Raw genomic sequence first — 16,984 nt, forward strand, 5'->3', positions numbered from 1 at the left:
CACATTCGGCTCCCTACGTTCGCCGACTCGACGACGAAAGTATGCGGGTCGTCTCCCAGACCGCCAAGGTTGAAGATCAAGCTAGAGTTGACGCCATGACCTCTGTGACGCAGCTTGTCGCTTTCGGTGGGGTGGTGTTGCTCGGCGCGATGTCGCCCGGCCCCGACTTCGCGGTCGTCGTACGCCGCTCGGCCGTCTCCGGGCGCGGGCACGGCATGGCGGCGGCGACGGGGATCTCCGTGGGCGTCTTCGCCTGGGTGGTGGCCGCGGCCACCGGCGTCGCGGCGCTGCTGGCCGCCTCGGCCATGGCGTTCACCGTGGTGAAGGTGGCCGGCGCGGCCTACCTGCTCTACCTCGGGGTCAGGGCGCTGCGCGCCGCCCTGCGCCGGGGCGGCGACCTGACGTTCGACGCGCCGGACCCGGGAGGGCGGGGCGCGTGGGCGGCGTTCGCGGAAGGGCTGTTCACCAACGTGCTCAACCCCAAGGCCGCCCTGTTCTTCGTGGCCCTCATGCCCCAGTTCCTCAGCTCCGGCGCCTCGCTGCCGGACACCCTGGTGCTGTCGGTGATCGCGCTGGCGGGCACGGTCGCGTGGTTCCTGGTGGTGGCCACCATCGTGGGGACCCTGCGCAAGGTCTTCGCCAGGCCCGCCGTACGCAGGACCGTGGACGGCCTGACGGGCGCCGCCCTGATCGCCCTCGGCGTCAAGCTGGCCGGCTCCGGCAACCCCTAGCTACACCGATGACGCCGAGCGGCGGGAGACGACGGCGTACGCCAGGCTGACGATCACGAAGAACGGCACGCCCGCCCACCACGCCGGCCGCAGCGACTCGATGAACAACGTCGAGACGAGCACCGCGGCGAGGAAGAGCATCACGACGCCCGACGTGACGGGCGCGCCCCAGAGCCGGACCGGTGAGGGCGGCAGCCCCTGCGCGGCGCGGGTGCGCCGGAAGGCGTGGTGCGTGAGGAGGATCAGCAGCCACACGACCAGCGCGCCGAACACCGACACGCCGAACAGCGCCAGGTAGGCGTCGCTCTCGCTGGCCGCCGACACGACCGCGGCGAGCGCGAGGCCGAGCGCCGACAGGGCGAGCGCGTTGCGCGGCACGCCGGCGGCGCTGAGCCGCCCGGTCCAGGCGGGGGCGTACCTGTTGGCGGCCAGCGAGTGCATCATCCTGGTGGTCAGGTAGAGGTTCGTGTTGGCGCTGGACAGCGCGGCGGTGAGCACGACGAAGTTCATGACGGTCGCCGCGGCCGGGATGCCCGCGGCGGAGAACACGCTGACGAACGGGCTCTCGGTCACGGAGCCGCCCTGCGCGGTGGTGGTCCACGGCACCACCGTGAGCACGACCGCGATGGCCAGCACGTAGAACAGGGCCAGCCGGGTGACCATGCGGCGGGCGGCGCGCGGGATGTCGCGCACCGGGTTCTCCGACTCGGCGGCGGTGACCGAGACGACCTCGGTGCCGATGTAGCTGAACAGCACGAACACCATGGCGAGGAACAGGCCGCTCATCCCGTTGGGCAGGAATCCGTCGTGCGCGGTGAGGTTCGAGACCCCGGTGGCCTCCGCGCCGGGCAGGCCGACGGTGACGAGCAGCACGCCGAGCAGGATGAACACGATGATCGCCACGACCTTGATCATGGCGAACCAGTACTCGACCTCGCCGAACAGCTTGACCGCGGCGGTGTTCACGACGAGCACCACGGCCGAGAAGACGGTGACGGGCAACCACAGCGGCAGCGACGGCCACCAGAACTGCACGTAGATCCCGGCCGCGATGACCTCGCCGCCGATGGCGATGACCTGGATCGTCCAGTACGTCCAGCGGACCACGAATCCGGCCCACGGGCCGAGGTACCGGTGCGCGATGACGCCGAAGGCGCCGGCCTCGGGGTGGACGACGACCATCTCCGCCAGCGACCAGCCGATCACCAGGGCGACGCCCGCGCAGATGATGTAGGCGACGATGGTCGCCGGGCCGGCCTGGGAGATCGCCAGGCTGGAGCCGAGGAAGAGCCCGGTGCCGATCGCGCCGCCCAGCCCGATCATGGTGAGCTGGCGCCCGGTCAGCCTGCGTCGCAGTCCGGATGCGTTGTCCACGAGAGACCTTTCGGGGGTGATCAGGCCCGGCTGCAGGCCCGGCGGGAGGTGCTGATGGCTTCGACGGCCGCGTCCACGTCGGACCGGTCGTTGTAGTAGTGGAAGGACAGCCGCAGCAGGTCGCCCCGCGGCGCGGTCCAGATGCGCTGTTCGGCCAGCCGGGCCGCCAGCCGGGCCGGGTCGTCGTCGGCGATGGCCACCTGCGGGCCGCGGGCGCCCGCCGGGCTCGCCACGCGCTCGCCGGCCGCTGCCAGCCGCTCCGCAGCCTCCTCGACCAGGGCGGAGACGTGCTCGTGCACGGCGTCCACGCCGACCCGTTCGATGAGGTCGAACCCGGCGTTGGCCGCGTAGGCGGACGGGACGGGCGGCGTGCCGGTCTCGAAGCGCCGGGCGCCGGCGGGGAAGTCGAGCAGCCGGGGATCGAAGGCGAAGGGGTCGGTGCGGCCGAACCAGCCGGTGAGCTCGGGTTCGCGCTGCTGCTCCATGCCGCCGCGTACGTAGAGGAACGCGATGCCGGGCAGGCCGAGCAGGTATTTGAGCGACCCGGCCGCCAGGTAGTCGCAGCCGAGCCGTTTCACGTCGATCGGGGTGACGCCGGCGCCCTGGTAGGCGTCCACGAACACGCGCGCGCCCTTCTCGTGCGCCAGGCGGACGACGTCCTCGACCGGGAGGCGGGCGCCGTTGCGGTAGGTGTGCAGCGGCACCGACACCAGGTTGACACTCTCGTCGACGACCTGCTCGTACGCCTCGGCCGTGACGTTCTCGCCGGTGTCCGCGGCCATCCTGACCGTGGCGCCGCGCCCGCGCTGGGCCAGCCACACGTGGGCGATGGACGGGAACTCCAGGTCGGTGGTGACGATGCGGGGGCGGCGCGACCAGTCGAGTGACGAGGCGGCCTGGAAGGCCGCCTCGGAGGCGCACGACAGCACGGCCACCTCGCCGGGCTCGGCGCCGATGAGCCGGGCGAACCGCTCCCTGGCACGGTCGACCTCGCCCATCCACACCTCCCAGGGAGCACCCGCGTCGCGCAGCGTGTGGCCGATCTCCTGGAGCGCGTACGCCAGCCGCGACGACAGGGCGCCCTGGCTGCAGCTCGCCAGGTGCACGGAGTCGGTCAGGGAGGGGAACTCGGCCCGGAACTGAGTGGCGTTCAGCAGATGCGACATTTCGGGCACCTTATCCGGACTGTTTTAACCAGGTCAATACACCTTCAACGGTATTAATGCCCGATAGGATCTGCGCGTGATTGGCGCCAGGATCCGTGAGCTCCGCACCGTACGCGGGCTGACCCTCGCCCAGCTGGCCGCGGAGGCGGGCGTGTCGAGCGGGCTGATCAGCCAGGTCGAGCGCGATCTGGCCGACCCCAGCCTGGAAACGCTCAGGAAGATCGCGAAGGTGCTCGACCTGCCGCTGTTCAGCCTGTTCCAGGAGCCCGACGCGGCCACCGTGGCCGTGGTCAGGCGCGAGGGGCGGATGCTCGTCAGGTCCCCCGCGGGCGGGATCGCCTACACCCGCGTGTCGCCCGGGCGCGGGCGGCTGGAGGTGCTGGAAGGGCACCTGCTGCCCGGCGGATCGTCGGCCGCCGAGCCGTGGTCGCACCCGTCCGAGGAGTGCGTGCTCGTGCTGCGGGGCCGGCTCGTCGTCGAGGTGTCCGGGGCCGAGCACGTGCTGGAGGCGGGGGACAGCTGCTCCTTCGACTCGTCGCTGCCGCACCGGTATCTCAACCCCGGGGAAGAGCCGGTCGACTTCCTGATCGTCGCCACTCCGCCCAGCTACTGAGCCGGTGCGCCGGCAGATGAGCGCGTCGATCACGTAACACGCCCACGCGTCGGGATATATCCCGTTAATGTGCATGAGGTCCGTCCCAGCCATCACAGGAGTCATCCCCCTCATGCCGAACGCCGAGCCGCTGCGCCCAGACGATCCAGAGGCGATCGCGGCCTACCGGCTCGTCGGGCGGCTCGGCGAGGGCGGCCAGGGCACCGTCTACCTCGGACAGGCTCCCGACGGCCGGCCGGTGGCCGTCAAGGTGCTGCGCCAGTCCGTCGCCGGGGGCAACGGCTTCGCCAAGGAGATCGCCGCGGCCCGGCGCGTGGAGCCGTTCTGCATCGCGCAGGTGCTCGACGCCTCCATGAGCGGGCGTCCGTACATCGTCAGCGAGTACGTCGAAGGCCCGTCCCTGCAGGACGCGGGCCCCCATCGCGGCGCCGATCTGCAGCGCCTGGCGGTCAGCACGGCCACGGCGCTGGCCGCCATCCACGAGGCCGGGGTCGTCCACCGCGACTTCAAGCCCTCCAACGTGCTGCTCGGACGGGACGGGCCGCGCGTCGTCGACTTCGGCATCGCCCGGCTCGCCGACTCCGCGGTCACCGTGACCAGCAGCGTGGTCGGGACGCCCGCGTACATGGCCCCCGAGCAGCTGGCGGGCGCGTACGTCGGACCGGCTGCGGACGTCTTCGCCTGGGCGGCGGTCATGGTGTTCGCGGGGACGGGCACGCCGCCGTTCGGCGAGGACTCGCTGCCCGCGGTCATCAACCGGGTGCTCAACCAGGAACCGTTCCTCGGCGACCTGCCGGAGCCGCTGCGCCAGGTCGTGTACGCCTGCCTGGCCAAGGATCCGGACGCCCGCCCGCGGATGCGGGACGTCCTGCTGCACCTGCTCGGCGGGTCACGGCCCGGCCGTCCGGCGGAGGGCGGCGATCCGCGCCGCACGCTTCCGCCGCGGCGCGCACGAGCGCGGGTGCCGTTGGTCGCCGCCGTTTCCGGGGCGGTCGCCGTGTGCCTGGCGGCCGGCGCCGTCGTGTACACCGCCTCGGCGGACAGGAGTCCCGCCCCGCCGGTGCTGGCCGCCGGCTCCAGCGAGCCGTCCCCCTCCGCCACCACCACGCCCCGGCGCGAGAGGACCGCCCCGCCCAGAAGAAAGGCGCGTACTCCATCGGCCGCTCCCGAGACCACGCGCTTGCGCACCGCCAAGCAGCCGTCACGGGAGCGCACCGCCGCCCGGCGAACGCCCACGAGCACGCCGGAGCCGACGAGGAGGCCGGCGACCAGGCGGCCGTCGCCCACCCCGAGCAAGCAGCGCGCGAAGGCCGCGTCGTTCACCCTCGCCTACGTCCGGGTCGCCGGCTCGTCCAAGATCAACAGCGAGGGTGTCACCTGTTACACGGGCTCGCTGGGCTTCGGCATCGGGCTGGACGCGTCCGAGACGGGAGCCCCGTTCTCCTACCAGTGGGTGGTCGACGGCCAGGTGGTGGAGAGCGGCTCCAGGCGCATCCCGTCCCACGCCAGGTCCGACTATTTCGGTTCGAAGAAGCAGATCAGCCCCGACCTCGGGACCGAGCACACGGTCGTCTTCCAGCTCACGTCGCCGGTGCGGAAGAGCCGGTCCACCTCGTGGACCATGTGCTGACCGCCGGACGCGGCGTCAGCCGAGCTTCTTCGCCAGGGTCTCGAACGCCAGGTCGTCACGCATGGGCACGCCGAACCGCTCGTCGCCGTACGGGAAGGGCGACAGCTCGCCGGTGCGGACGTAGCCGCGGCGCACGTACCAGGCGATGAGGTCCTCGCGCTGGACGATCACCGTCATCCGCAGCTCGCCGGCGCCCCACTCGTCGCGGGCGAGCCGCTCTGCCTCGGCGAGCAGCGCCCGACCCGTGCCCGCGCCCTGCAGGTCGGGCGCGACGGCGAACGTCCCGAAGTAGGCGTGGCCGTCATGGCGTTCGAGCTGGCAGCACCCCACCATGACGCCGTCGGCCTCGGCGACGATCACGGTCGTGGACGGATCGTCGATCATCTCGGTCACCATCGCCGCGTCCACGCGCTGTCCCTGGAGGAGGTCCGCCTCACCGGTCCACCCGCTCCTGCTCGTCTCTCCCCGGTACGCCGACTGCACCAGGTCGACCAGCGCGGGGACGTCGGAACGGCGGGCCGGGCGGAAGGTGTGCTCGCGGGGACTGCTCATGCTCATACTCCGGAAACGTACCCGGGAACTTCCCGCGCGGTCGCCCGCGATCAGGAGACGGCCACCCCGAGCAGGTGGCCCAGCCCGAAGGTGACGGACGCCGCCCCCACGCCCAGCACGAGCTGGCGCAGCCCGCCCAGCCACCACGGCCGCGCCGTCATCCGCGCCACCGCCGCCCCGAACCCGAACAACGCCAGCACGCTCAGCACCACGGCCACGGCCAGCCCTGACGCTCCGAAGAGGAAGGGCGCCAGCGGCACCAGCGCCCCGGCCGCGAACGCGCAGAACGAGGACCCCGCGGCCACGTACGGCGAGGGCAGGTCGTCGGGATCCACGCCCAGCTCCTCGCGGACGTGCACCCGCAACGCCTGCTCGGGATCGGCGGACAGCCCCTCGGCCACCCGGTGCGCCAGCGCGGGGTCGAGCCCGCGCGCCTGGTAGAGAGCCGCCAGCTCGGCCAGCTCGCCCTTGGGGTTCCTGACCAGCTCCTGCCGCTCGACGGCGATCTCCGCCCGCATCAGCTCGGTCTGGGACTTCACGGACGTGTACTCCCCGGCCGCCATGGAACACGCGCCGGCGACGAGACCGGCGAACCCCGCCAGCACCGCGCCGCGCCCGGCGCCCGCCGCGCCCACGACCCCGGCGATCAACGCGAAATTGGACACGAGCCCGTCCATCGCCCCGAACACGGCCGGCCGCAGCCAGCCGCCGGTGACGTCCCGGTGGCTGTGATGCTTCTCGGGCGAGTACGGCCGGGCGAGCTCGACGGTCATGCAATTCCTCCGCTTTCGGGTGCCTTATCCGGAAATGTAGGCATATGTCGCCAAGATCCGCAACGAAGGAAAGCCTTCCCTGGCCAGGCATTCCGCCGCCAGAACGGCTCGGCGGGCGCGGTCCGGCGGTGCCCGCCGGCCTCCGCCGGCCTCCGCCGGCCGCGCGGCCGGCGTGCGGCCGTGGTGGCGGCTAGCGCGCGGGCCTCCCGCCGGCGTCGACGTCGATCACCACGCGGTCGGAGTAGGTTCGCCGCTCGGTACGGAGCACCGCGAGCTTGTCGTCCATGACCGGGAAGACATGGACGGGTGTCAGGGTGATCCGCGCCTTCCGGCCGCCCTTTCCCCGGACCCGGTCGACGTCGATCTCGAGATGGCCGTAGTGCTTGCCGCCCGAGAGCAGCCGCGGCGTCCCGCCGGCGACGTCCCACACCTCGGGCTCGCCCTGGTCAGCCGTCCACCGGCTGAACGCGTTGTACGCCAGGGGCGGGCTGTCGAGCGTGGGGCCGTCCCTGCGCACGCCCCGCAGGCCGTCGCCCGAGACACCCACGTCGTAGTAGTGCACACCGGTGCCGTCGCCGTCCGTGTCGACGAAACTCCGCTCGAACATCTCGCTGTGCCCGGAGATGACGGCGCTCACCCCGTACCGTTCGAACAGGGGATGGTAGACCCGCATCGGGGTGCCGCCCTGGCCCGAGGTCAGCGCGTGGTTCATGGGCAGGCCGTGTTCCCCGCTGCTGTAGGGGACGTGGTGGAACTGCACGAGCACGATCTGACCCGCTGCCCTGGCATCGCGGAGCTGCTGCTCCACCCACGTCCATTGCCGGCCGCCCGGGCTGTAGTCCGACAGGTCACGGCCGCCGGCCGCCTCGTACTCCGAGCGCGTGAAGTTCTCCTGGGTGTCGGTGCCCGGTCCGGTGTACTCGCGGCCGGTCAGCTTCTCCTCGGGCGGGTAGCTCGCCGCGCTGTCATCCGGTTCGCCGTTGTTGCTGTCGAGCGTCAGCACGGTGACCGGCCCGTAGTCGATGCGGTGGTAGTTGTCGCGGTGCTCCGGCGTTCCGTTGGGCGGCGCGTCGAAGTAGGCGTGGAACTTGGCGCGCGATCGTGCGACCGGCGTGCGGTCCTCCGGCGTGCCGTACCCGCCGTTGATCGCCCCGAAGCTCTCCCAGTTCCCGAACGCGGGGATGATGGGCACGCCGGTCAGCAGGTCGCCGGAGGCGCCGGCGGTGTGACGGAAGAACTCGTCCCAGCCGGGCTGGTAACCGCCGCCCTGGACGAGGTCTCCGGTGAAGAGCACCGCGTCGGGCGATCTGCCGCGCACGACGGCGAGGTTGCGGCGCAGGCCCTCGTCCTCGGTGAGCGGATAGCGCAGGACGCGCGTCCCGGACAGGACCGTGGTGCCGTACGTTCGGTCCCAGAGCGCGTCAGCATCGGCCGGGGGCCGGCCGGCGGCGCCGGCGCCCGGCGCCCACTCCCGGCGCTGGACGCGCCCGCGCGGCTCGGTCTCGGAGTCGGACATGGCGATCAGCCTGATGTGCTGCCAGCGGTCGGCGGCCGGGGCGGTGCGGAAGCGGCCGCGGAAGGTCTTCCCGCCCTGTTCCACCGTGTAGTGGTACCGGGCGCCCGGTCGCAGGCCGCTCACCTGCCTGGAGTGCTTGTAGCTGTCCGGCCCTCCGAGCCATGATCCCTGCTCCAGCCCGGGGATCTCCTGGGTGAGCTCGGCGGCCGTGTAGGCCAGGTCCGGCTGCGGCTCGCCGGCGACCCGCGCGACCTGGCGGCCCGGGAGGCCCGGCCCGCGGACGGTCAACCGGCCCGGCTCGCCGTCCTCGGTGAACCAGGTGATGGTGATGCCCGAGGAACTCGGGCTCTGCAGATACGGAAGGATGCGGAAGTCCGCCTGCCGGGTGGCCGCCGTGGCCTGACCGGTCAGGGTCCCCGCCGGAAGGAGGGCCGCGGTGAGCGCCGCGGCGCACAGTCTCGTTCGCCTGGGCATGTGCGGACCTTTCAGTGCTTCAGCGCGACGTCGCCGACGACGATGCGGTGGTCGGAGTACGGTGTCGAGACGACCCAGCCGGACGTGGGGCCGACCCTGAAGTGACGGCGGTCCACGAAGATGTAGTCGATCTTCCGGTTGCTCTCGTAGGGCCGGTGGTAGTCGTCGGGCAGGCCTTCGGCACCCATGGTCCACTCGCCCTGGCGGTGGGGGCACGCCTCCGTCCCGAGGTGCCATCGCCTGATGTTGCCGCGCCAGCGCGGGTCCGCTCCGTCGACCTCGTCGAAGACCCCGGTCCCGCCGCACCTGGCGTAGAAGTGGGAGAGCGAGGGCAGGAACGGCAACTCGTTCAGGTCGCCGAGCAGGGCGACCGGCATCCGGGCGGCCATCGGCGTGATGGTGTCGGCGATCAGCTTCGACTGGGCGTAGTTGATGGAGCGGCCGTAATGGGGGTCGGCGGCGATGTCCGGGTCGTCGGGGAAGGAGTCCTCGTTGATGATGACCAGGGGCACCTCGGTATGGGTCACGCACGCGCGCACGGCCGCCGCGCGGGGCACGTGGACGTCGCCGCAGACGAGCTTGCGGAACCGCTGGCGATAGTGGTAGCCGAGATCCAGGTACGGCGTGTCACCGAACATCACCCGGTCGGACGGGTGCTTGCTCAGCAGTCCCATGACGTACCAGCCACCGGGATTGACGTCCGGGTCGTGGCAGTTGGGGATGTCGTGGTTCGTCACGACGACCTGCTCGGTGAGGCCGCCGTAGCCCGGCTTCGCCTTCAGCCGGTCCCGCAACGCGACCCACTGCGTGTAGCACATCTCGTTGAGAGAGATGATCTCGGCGCCCTGCTCGTAGATCTTCGTTGCGGCGTCGTCGACCGGGGCGCCCGTGCTCCCGCCGTTGAAGCCGTTTCCGGCGAAGTTGAAGTCCAGCATCCGGATCCTGCGCTCGGCCTTGCCGGCCGGAGCGGCGTCCGACGGTTCCGCGGCGGCGACGGCGGGCGTCGCCAGGAGTAATGCGGCAGCTGCCACGATCGCGGTGAGTCCGAATCTCATGGTGCGTCTCCCGGGGGGTGAGTTCCGCTCGAACATTCCTGTCTAGACCAGTATTTGGCGGAAACGTAACACCGCGTGGCGGGAGTGACAAGGGGGAGGCGTGCGCAGGAAAGGCACCGGGCAGCTCGCGGTGCGGGCCCGCCGGGCCGGGGTCAGCCGGCGGCCGGAGGCCGGCTGACGTGCATCTGGATGACGTAGCGATCGCCGCGGTAGAGCGAGCGGCCGAACTCGACCACGTTGCCCATGTTGTCCACGGCGACCCGCTCCACGAGGAACGCCGGGTCATAGTCCGGCACCTCCAGCCGTCTGGCCTCCGACCGGCTCAGCCGGGCGATGGAGACGGTCTGCTCCGCGGTCTCCAGCCGCACGCCGAACAGGCGTCCCAGGAGCTCGAAGAGCGAGTCGTCCCGTCCCATCTCGGAGAGCAGGCCAGGGAACCGCGCGGCGGACAGGTTCGTGCGCTCAAGCGCCATGGGGACGCCGTCGGCGGTCCGCACCCGCTCGATGGAGTGGACCGGATCGCCGGTGGCGAGGCCGAGGCGGGCCGCGATGTCGCGCGGCGCGGGCCGGGTGCGGCCGCGGTAGCTCTTGGCGCCGGGAACCATCCCGCGCATCCGCATGTCCTCGCTGAAGGAGCGGAAGTTCTCCGAGTGGGTGAGGGTGGGCTGCTGCACGAACGTGCCCCGCCCCGCCACGCGCCTGACCAGCCCGCGCGCCTCCAGGTCGTTGATCACTCCGCGGACCGTCATCCTGGCCACGCCGAACCGCTCGGCGAGGACGCGTTCGGAGGGGAGCAGGGCGCCGTCGCGCATGTCGAGCACCAGCGCGGTGAGGACGTCCTGGATGTGCTTGCCCTTCGGGCCTCCCTCTCCCGCGGAGAACACCTCTGGTGCGACATCACGCGGTTCGTGTCGCGGCCTCGCCACCGCCGGCTCCCTCCCAGTCCTGTCGGCGCACCATCTTATGGCCTCGCGCCTGTTGACTTACGGTCTATACCAGTATTACGTTCCAGACCATCGCATGAGCGCCCGATATGGAGAAATGCGTATGTTTCGTACACGGCGCGGCTTGATCGCGGCTGCCGGGATGCTGGCCATGACTCTGTCGGCCTGCGCCCCGAGCGCCCCCGAAGGGCAGACGAGCTCCGGCACCACCTCCGAACAGGTCACTCTCGACGTCTGGGGATGGCGCCAGGAGGACGTCGCCGCCTACGAGAAGATCTTCAAGATCTACGAAGACGCCCATCCGGGCGTGAAAGTGAAGTACGTGCCCTACAAGGCCGACGAGTACGACACCATCCTGCGGACAGGGCTCAGCGACGCCAACGGCCCCGACGTCGCCCAGCTGCGCTCGTACGGGTTGCTCCAGCCGCTCGTCGCCGCCAAGAGCCTGGTCCCCCTGGACGGCCAGGTCCAGGAGCTGGCCGGCTTCCCGGAGCCGGTCCTCGACGGCGCCCGCGGCGAGCGCGACAAGCGGGTGTACGGCGTGCCGTTCGCCATCCAGACCCTGCACGTCATCTACGACAAAGCCCTCTTCGGCAAGCACGGGCTGACCCCGCCGAAGACCTGGGACGAGATGATCGCGGCCTTCGACAAGCTGGCGGCGGCCGGCCTCGTCCCGCTCGCGACGACGGTGACCGACACGTGGATGCTCCCCATCCAGCAGGAGATCTTCGGCGCGACGAGCTACGGCGGCCACGACTACCTCAGCAAGATGCTGGCCGGGCAGGCCACGTTCACCGACCGGCCCTGGGTGGACTCGCTGACGAAGTGGAAGAGCACGAGCAAGTACTGGCCCGAGCAGTACGAGGGCGTGAGCTACGTCGACGCCCAGGCGCTGTTCACCTCCGGGCGGGCGGCGATGTTCCCCGGAGGGGTCTGGGAGCTGGCGGTCTTCGAGAAAACCAACCCGGAACTCGAGCTGGGCATCTTCAACGTCCCACCGCCGCCGGGCGCGGCGGCCACCCGGACGCTCGTCCCCGGCTACGTCGACGGCTCGTTCGGCGTCTCGGCCAAGTCCCCCCACCAGAAGGCAGCCATGGACCTGGTGCGCTGGATGGCCTCCCCCGAGTTCGGCCAGGCGTTCTCCACCGAGCTCCGGCAGATCTCGGCGGTGCCGGGCGTGCGGCCCCAGGACCCGCTGCTCGCCCAGGCGCTGGCCGCCTACCAGGCCGACCCCAGCCCGTACGTCACCTACGCGTACTTCTCCGGCGGCTCGCCGACCGCCTGGGACCTGGCCTCGGAGGCGTTCTCGACGTTCGTCACCGGGCGCTCCGGCGCCGAGGACGCCGCCGAACACGTACAGCAGGGTGTGGACCAGTGGTTCGAGCCGACCCAGTGACCGCCGAGCGCCCCGAGCCGGCGCGCCACCGTACCGGCCACCCGGCCGGCTACCGGGCCGGCCGCACCTCCCCGGCCTGGATCGCGGCGTTCTGCCTGCCGGCCCTCGTGCTCTACGGCATGTTCGTCGTCGTCCCGCTGGTCACGGCCTTCTACTACGGCCTGTTCCGGTGGGAAGGCATCCGCCAGGGGGAGTTCGCCGGGCTCGGCAACTATCTCGAGGTGCTGACCAGGTATCCGCTCAACCAGGAGATTCCCGCCGCGCTCTGGCACAACGTGCTGTTCTTCGCCGGCACGATGGCCATCCAGAACACCGTCGGCCTCGGCCTCGCGGTGCTGCTGTACCGCAACCCCCGCGGCAAGCGCTTCCTCCAGACGATCTTCTCCCTGCCGTACCTCATCAGCCCGCTGATCGTCGGATACGTCTGGTCCCTGCTGCTGAGCCCCACGTTCGGGCCGATCAACTTCCTGCTGCGGGCGGCCGGCCTGGACGCGTGGGCCCGGCCGTGGATCGGCGACCCCGACACGGCGCTCCCCGTCCTGGTCCTGGTGAACGCCTGGCAGTGGATCGGCGGCCCGATGCTGATCTTTCTCGCCGCGCTGGGCGGCATCCCCAGGGAACTGGAGGAGGCCGCCGCGATGGACGGCGCCTCCCCGTTCCGGGCCTTCTGGAGCGTGCGGTTCCCGCTCCTCATGCCCGCGGTCGGGGTCATCACCGTGCTGACCTTCATCGGCTGCTTCAACCTCTTCGACCTGGTCTACGCGCTCGGCGGATCGGACGGCGGCCCTGGCGGCGCGATGGACGTGCTGGGCCTGCTCTACTACCGCACGGCCTTCGAGGGCGGCACGAACGCGATCGGGGAGTCCTCCGCGCTCGCCATCATGATCTTCATCCTCGTCTTCGGCGCCTCCGCGGTCCTGGAGCGCTTCCTGCGGCGCCGGGAGGTGACCTCGTGACCACGAGACGCCGGGGCCTACGGGTCCTGGTCGTCCACGCCCTGCTGTGGTCCTACGCCGCGGTCGCGTTCGGCCCGCTCCTCCTGGTGGCGATCGGCTCGTTCCGCACCAACGCCGACATCCTGCGGCAGCCGGTCGGGCTGCCGGAGTCGCTCACCCTCGACAACTACCTGCGGGCCTGGGAGACCGCGTCGATCTCCACGTACTTCGCCAACTCGCTCCTGGTCACCGTCGGCGCCGTCACGCTGTGCGTGGCGGTGTCGGCCACGGCCGCCTACGCGCTGTCGCGCTGGCGGTTTCGCGGGCGCGCGCTCCTGGCCGCCTTCTTCCTGTCAGGGCTGATGATCCCGGCCAAACTCGGGCTGCTCCCGGTCTTCTACATGTACCTGTCCATGGGGCTGATCGACACGCGGCCCGGCCTGATGCTGCTGTACGCGGCGAGCGGCGTGCCCTTCTCGATCTTCGTGATCATGGGTTTCATGCGGGGGCTGCCCACCGGACTCGAAGAGGCCGCCCGCCTGGACGGCGCGAACGAGGGACGGCTCTTCGTGTCGATCGCGCTGCCGCTCATGCGACCGGCCCTGGCCGTGGTCACCGTCTTCCAGTTCGCGCCCACGTGGAACGACTTCTTCTACCCGCTCGTCCTGTTGCGCAGCGACTCCAAGTACACCGTCCCCGTCGGCCTGACCCGCTTCTTCGGCGAGTTCGCCACCGACCGGGCGACGCTCTTCGCCGGGCTGGTGATCGCCCTCGTGCCGCTGGCCCTGGTGTTCGCGCTCGCGACCAAGCAGATCATCGCAGGGCTGACGGCAGGGATGTCCCGTTGACGGCGGATCACAAGGCCCGCATCAGCATCGACGGCGGCAAGTCCGAGCTTCGCCTGCTCGTGAGCACCGGCCGGGACCGGCAGTACGGCGTCGGGCCTGGCATGTCGTACGAGCCGGGCGAGGACGGCGTCGCCCGCATCCTCGGCAGCGTCCGGGCCGCCGCCGAGGCGGTCCGCCTGCCCGCGGAGGCGGCAGGCGTGGCCGCCGGCCTCACCGGGGTCCCCGGCGACCCGGCGGCGAGGCGCCGGCTGGTCTCCCTCCTCGAGGAGTTCTTCGGATGCCCGGCCCTCGTCGTGGAGGACAGCCTGCTCGCCCACGCCGGGGCCCTGGAGGGCGCGGGCACGGTGTTGTGCGTGGGCACCGGGACCACCGTTCTCGCGGTCGGCGACTCCGGGCGCAGCGTCAGGATCGACGGCTGGGGGCCGCTGCTGGGGGACCGCGGCAGCGCCCACGCCATCGGCCTGGCCGGGCTGCGCGCCGCCACGGCGGCGTACGACGGCGTGGGGCCGGCGACCGAGCTGGCCGACCGGCTCGTCGCGGAACTGGGCGGCACGGATCTGGCCGGCCTGCAGCGCTTCTACCGGGACGCCGCGCTGGTCGCGCGGACCGCCGCTTTCGCGCGTGCCGTCCTGGAGGCCGCGGAACGCGACGCGGTGGCCCGCGGCATCTGCGTCGAGGCGGCCGAGGCCCTCGCCGCCGCCGCGGCGGCGGCGGTGTCCCGCCTGCCGGACGCGGGCCGGCGGGTCTCCTACAACGGGCGCCTCCTGGCTCCCGGCAACCTCCTGCACACTGCTCTGGTCGCGAGTCTGTCCGGCCGCGGGCTGGACCTGGCCGCGCCGCTCGCCACATCTCTGGAAGGTGGATTGACCTTGCTCCGTTCGCAAGAACCGTATCGAGGCCTGCTGCGGCGGCTCACCACCCAGCCGGGAGGCCAGGCGTGAGGGCCGGGCACGGCGCCGAGCGACTCGACGTCGTCGTGGGCGAGGCCATGGGCGGGTACGCCGACCGGACGGAGGGCATCACCGCCACCCTCGACCCGCTGGAGGTCCACGCCGTCACCTTCACCGACGGCGGGCACCGGTTCGCGTTGATCGTCGCCGACCTCGTGTGCGTGAACACCGATGTGGTGGAGCGGATCCGGGCCGCCGTCGGTGACCTGGGCGTCGACTCCTGCTGGGTGGCGGCGACGCACACCCACGCGAGCCCGGAGGCCGGATGCGTCCCCGGGGGCGCACCGACCCCTGCCTCGCTGGCCGAACGCCTGGTCCGCGCGTCGCTCCAGGCCGTCAGGGCCGCGCTCGCCGACGAGCGGGACGCGCGGCTCCACACCGTACGGGCGGATGTCCCGAACCTGGGCGGGCGGCGCGCGTTCCCGGACCGCCACGCCGCCGACCTGCCGGTCGACGCGCTCGTCGTCTCGTCCCCCGCGGGAGAGACCGTCGGCGTCATCGTGGTCTCGCCCGTGCATCCCACGGTGCTCCCGGCGGGCAACAGCGGTGCCGGCGCGGACCTCACCGGCGGCATCCGCCGTGCCCTCCAGGCCGGTGACCGGTGGATCGTGGTGGCGACCGGCGCCGCGGGCGACATCAGCACGCGGCACACGCGGCAGGCGCGGGACCGGGCGGAGATCGATCGGCTCGGCATGCTGGTGGCCGAGCGGCTCCCCGTCGCGGCGCCCCCCACGGGTGAGCCGGGGGAGGCGCCCGTCCTCGCACCGGCTTCCGTCCGGGTCGAGCTCGCGCCCAAGCGGCCCGAGGAGTTCGCCGCCGCCATCGCCGCGGCGGCGGACGCCCAGGGCGCCGGCGAACGCCACCGGAGCGTGGTCCACCAGGGCCGGCGAATCGCCCGTGATCTCCAGAGCCGGGGGCGCACACGACCCTACGAGATCGAGGTCCAGGCGATCCGGCTCGGCGACGTCACCCTCGTGGCCGTGCCGGGCGAGCTCTTCCTCGACCTGGGCGAGGCCGTCCGCGCGGAGTTCCCTGCGCACGCTCCACCCGTCGTCCTCGGCTACGCCAACGGCTACCTGGGCTACCTGCCCAGCCGCGGCACTCCGGCCACGTACGAGACCCTCGTCAGCCCGGTCGCGGAGGGCAGCGGCGAGCGCGTCGTGGCGGCCGCGGTCCATGCCGTCGAGACATCGGGAAGGAAGGGACGCTCCATGGCCGGATCACAGTTCGCAGCCCGTGCCGGGTCACTCGTGGACCAGGTGGTGACGACGCAGATGACCGCCATTCACCAGGCGGCCGAGCTCGTCGCCGGCTCGATGGCCGCCGGCGGGGTGCTCCAGGCGTTCGCCACCGGGCACTCGCGGGCGGTCGCGCTGGAGCTCACCGGTCGCGCCGGCGGCCTGGCGGCCGTGAGCATGCTCGCGGTCAAGGACCTGGTGATGTTCGGGGGCGTGGACCCGGCGCTCATCCTGGATCCGGCGTACGAGCGCACGCCCGGCCTCGCCGAGCGGATCTACACGCTGGCGCGGCCGGAACCGGCCGACGTGTTCCTGATCGTGTCGAACTCCGGCCTCAACGCGGCGGTCGTCGAGATGGCGAGGCTCGCCCGCGGCAACGGCCATCGCGTGATCGCGCTCACGTCGCTCGAACACACCCGCTCGTCGTTCGCGCGAAAGGCGGGGGGAGCACGCCTGGCCGATCTCGCGGACGTCGTGATCGACAACTGTGCCCCGGCCGGCGACGCCACGGTCGAGCTCGGCCCCGGGGCGCGCGTCGGCGCGGTCTCCTCCTTCACGGGGGTGCTCATAGCGCAGGTGCTCGCCGAGCTCGTCTGCAGGAAGCTGCTCGAACGAGGAGCCGACCTCCCGGTGTTCGTCTCGGCGAACCTGGCGAGCGGCGACGACCACAACGCCGCGCTGTACGAGCGCTATCGCGAACGCGTGCGCCCGCTCGAGCCGTAGCCCGCGGTGCGCGGCGCGGACGTCCTCGGGAACGGCGCGCTCGAGGACACGCGCCGCTACCGGCGG

General features: G+C 71.9%; 15 protein-coding genes. 8 read left to right on the plus strand and 7 right to left on the minus strand.

All coding sequences use genetic code 11. The features are described 5' to 3' along the window. Positions 1–95: 95 nt before the first annotated feature. A complete protein-coding gene (locus ABGB14_RS18260; RefSeq protein ID WP_347644864.1) occupies positions 96–731 on the plus strand; it encodes a LysE family translocator in 636 nt (211 codons plus the stop codon). Here the strand turns inward: ABGB14_RS18260 and ABGB14_RS18265 are convergent, their stop codons facing one another. Together ABGB14_RS18265 and ABGB14_RS18270 are read right to left on the minus strand one after the other, a co-directional pair. Then, a complete protein-coding gene (locus ABGB14_RS18265) occupies positions 732–2,105 on the minus strand; it encodes an amino acid permease (RefSeq protein ID WP_347644865.1) in 1,374 nt (457 codons plus the stop codon). 20 nt (positions 2,106–2,125) lie between these two features. Next, on the minus strand, positions 2,126–3,271 hold the full coding sequence (locus ABGB14_RS18270) for an aminotransferase class V-fold PLP-dependent enzyme (RefSeq protein WP_347644866.1): 1,146 nt from the start codon (positions 3,269–3,271) through the stop codon (positions 2,126–2,128). A gap of 76 nt (positions 3,272–3,347) precedes the next feature. Here ABGB14_RS18270 and ABGB14_RS18275 point away from each other — a divergent pair, with 76 nt between their 5' ends. Both ABGB14_RS18275 and ABGB14_RS18280 read left to right on the plus strand, forming a co-directional pair. Beyond that, entirely contained in the window at positions 3,348–3,884 is a 537-nt protein-coding gene (locus ABGB14_RS18275; protein ID WP_347644867.1) for an XRE family transcriptional regulator, read from the plus strand. 112 nt (positions 3,885–3,996) lie between these two features. Next, on the plus strand, positions 3,997–5,514 hold the full coding sequence (locus ABGB14_RS18280) for a protein kinase (protein WP_347644868.1): 1,518 nt from the start codon (positions 3,997–3,999) through the stop codon (positions 5,512–5,514). Between the two features lie 15 nt (positions 5,515–5,529). On the opposite strand, the gene ABGB14_RS18285 is transcribed toward ABGB14_RS18280, so the two are convergent. The 5 genes from ABGB14_RS18285 to ABGB14_RS18305 form a co-directional block, all read right to left on the minus strand. Further along, positions 5,530–6,072, minus strand: coding sequence for an N-acetyltransferase (locus ABGB14_RS18285; protein WP_347644869.1), 543 nt, complete (start codon positions 6,070–6,072; stop codon positions 5,530–5,532). A 44-nt stretch (positions 6,073–6,116) separates the two neighbouring features. Then, entirely contained in the window at positions 6,117–6,839 is a 723-nt protein-coding gene (locus tag ABGB14_RS18290) for a VIT1/CCC1 transporter family protein (RefSeq protein ID WP_347644870.1), read from the minus strand. Positions 6,840–7,029: 190 nt separating this feature from the next. After that, a complete protein-coding gene (locus ABGB14_RS18295; protein WP_347644871.1) occupies positions 7,030–8,829 on the minus strand; it encodes a metallophosphoesterase in 1,800 nt (599 codons plus the stop codon). Positions 8,830–8,840: 11 nt separating this feature from the next. Next, entirely contained in the window at positions 8,841–9,884 is a 1,044-nt protein-coding gene (locus ABGB14_RS18300; RefSeq protein WP_347644872.1) for an endonuclease/exonuclease/phosphatase family protein, read from the minus strand. 152 nt (positions 9,885–10,036) lie between these two features. After that, entirely contained in the window at positions 10,037–10,810 is a 774-nt protein-coding gene (locus ABGB14_RS18305; RefSeq protein WP_347644873.1) for a GntR family transcriptional regulator, read from the minus strand. A 142-nt stretch (positions 10,811–10,952) separates the two neighbouring features. Between ABGB14_RS18305 and ABGB14_RS18310 the strand changes: the two genes are divergently transcribed. Genes ABGB14_RS18310 through ABGB14_RS18330 form a run of 5 tightly spaced genes read left to right on the plus strand, consistent with a single transcriptional unit; the run spans position 10,953 to position 16,918 of the window. Next, a complete protein-coding gene (locus ABGB14_RS18310) occupies positions 10,953–12,224 on the plus strand; it encodes an extracellular solute-binding protein (RefSeq protein ID WP_347644874.1) in 1,272 nt (423 codons plus the stop codon). After that, positions 12,203–13,180 (plus strand): sugar ABC transporter permease, encoded by a 978-nt coding sequence (locus ABGB14_RS18315; protein WP_347644875.1) that lies wholly within the window; start codon positions 12,203–12,205, stop codon positions 13,178–13,180. The genes ABGB14_RS18310 and ABGB14_RS18315 overlap by 22 nt, the downstream gene beginning before the upstream one ends. Beyond that, positions 13,177–14,007 (plus strand): carbohydrate ABC transporter permease, encoded by an 831-nt coding sequence (locus tag ABGB14_RS18320; protein WP_347644876.1) that lies wholly within the window; start codon positions 13,177–13,179, stop codon positions 14,005–14,007. The genes ABGB14_RS18315 and ABGB14_RS18320 overlap by 4 nt, the downstream gene beginning before the upstream one ends. After that, a complete protein-coding gene (locus tag ABGB14_RS18325) occupies positions 14,004–14,948 on the plus strand; it encodes a BadF/BadG/BcrA/BcrD ATPase family protein (protein WP_347644877.1) in 945 nt (314 codons plus the stop codon). The genes ABGB14_RS18320 and ABGB14_RS18325 overlap by 4 nt, the downstream gene beginning before the upstream one ends. Continuing rightward, positions 14,945–16,918 (plus strand): sugar isomerase domain-containing protein, encoded by a 1,974-nt coding sequence (locus ABGB14_RS18330; protein WP_347644878.1) that lies wholly within the window; start codon positions 14,945–14,947, stop codon positions 16,916–16,918. The genes ABGB14_RS18325 and ABGB14_RS18330 overlap by 4 nt, the downstream gene beginning before the upstream one ends. Positions 16,919–16,984 lie beyond the last annotated feature (66 nt).

The sequence above is a fragment of the Nonomuraea sp. B10E15 genome (assembly GCF_039871615.1).
Taxonomy (GTDB): Bacteria; Actinomycetota; Actinomycetes; order Streptosporangiales; family Streptosporangiaceae; genus Nonomuraea.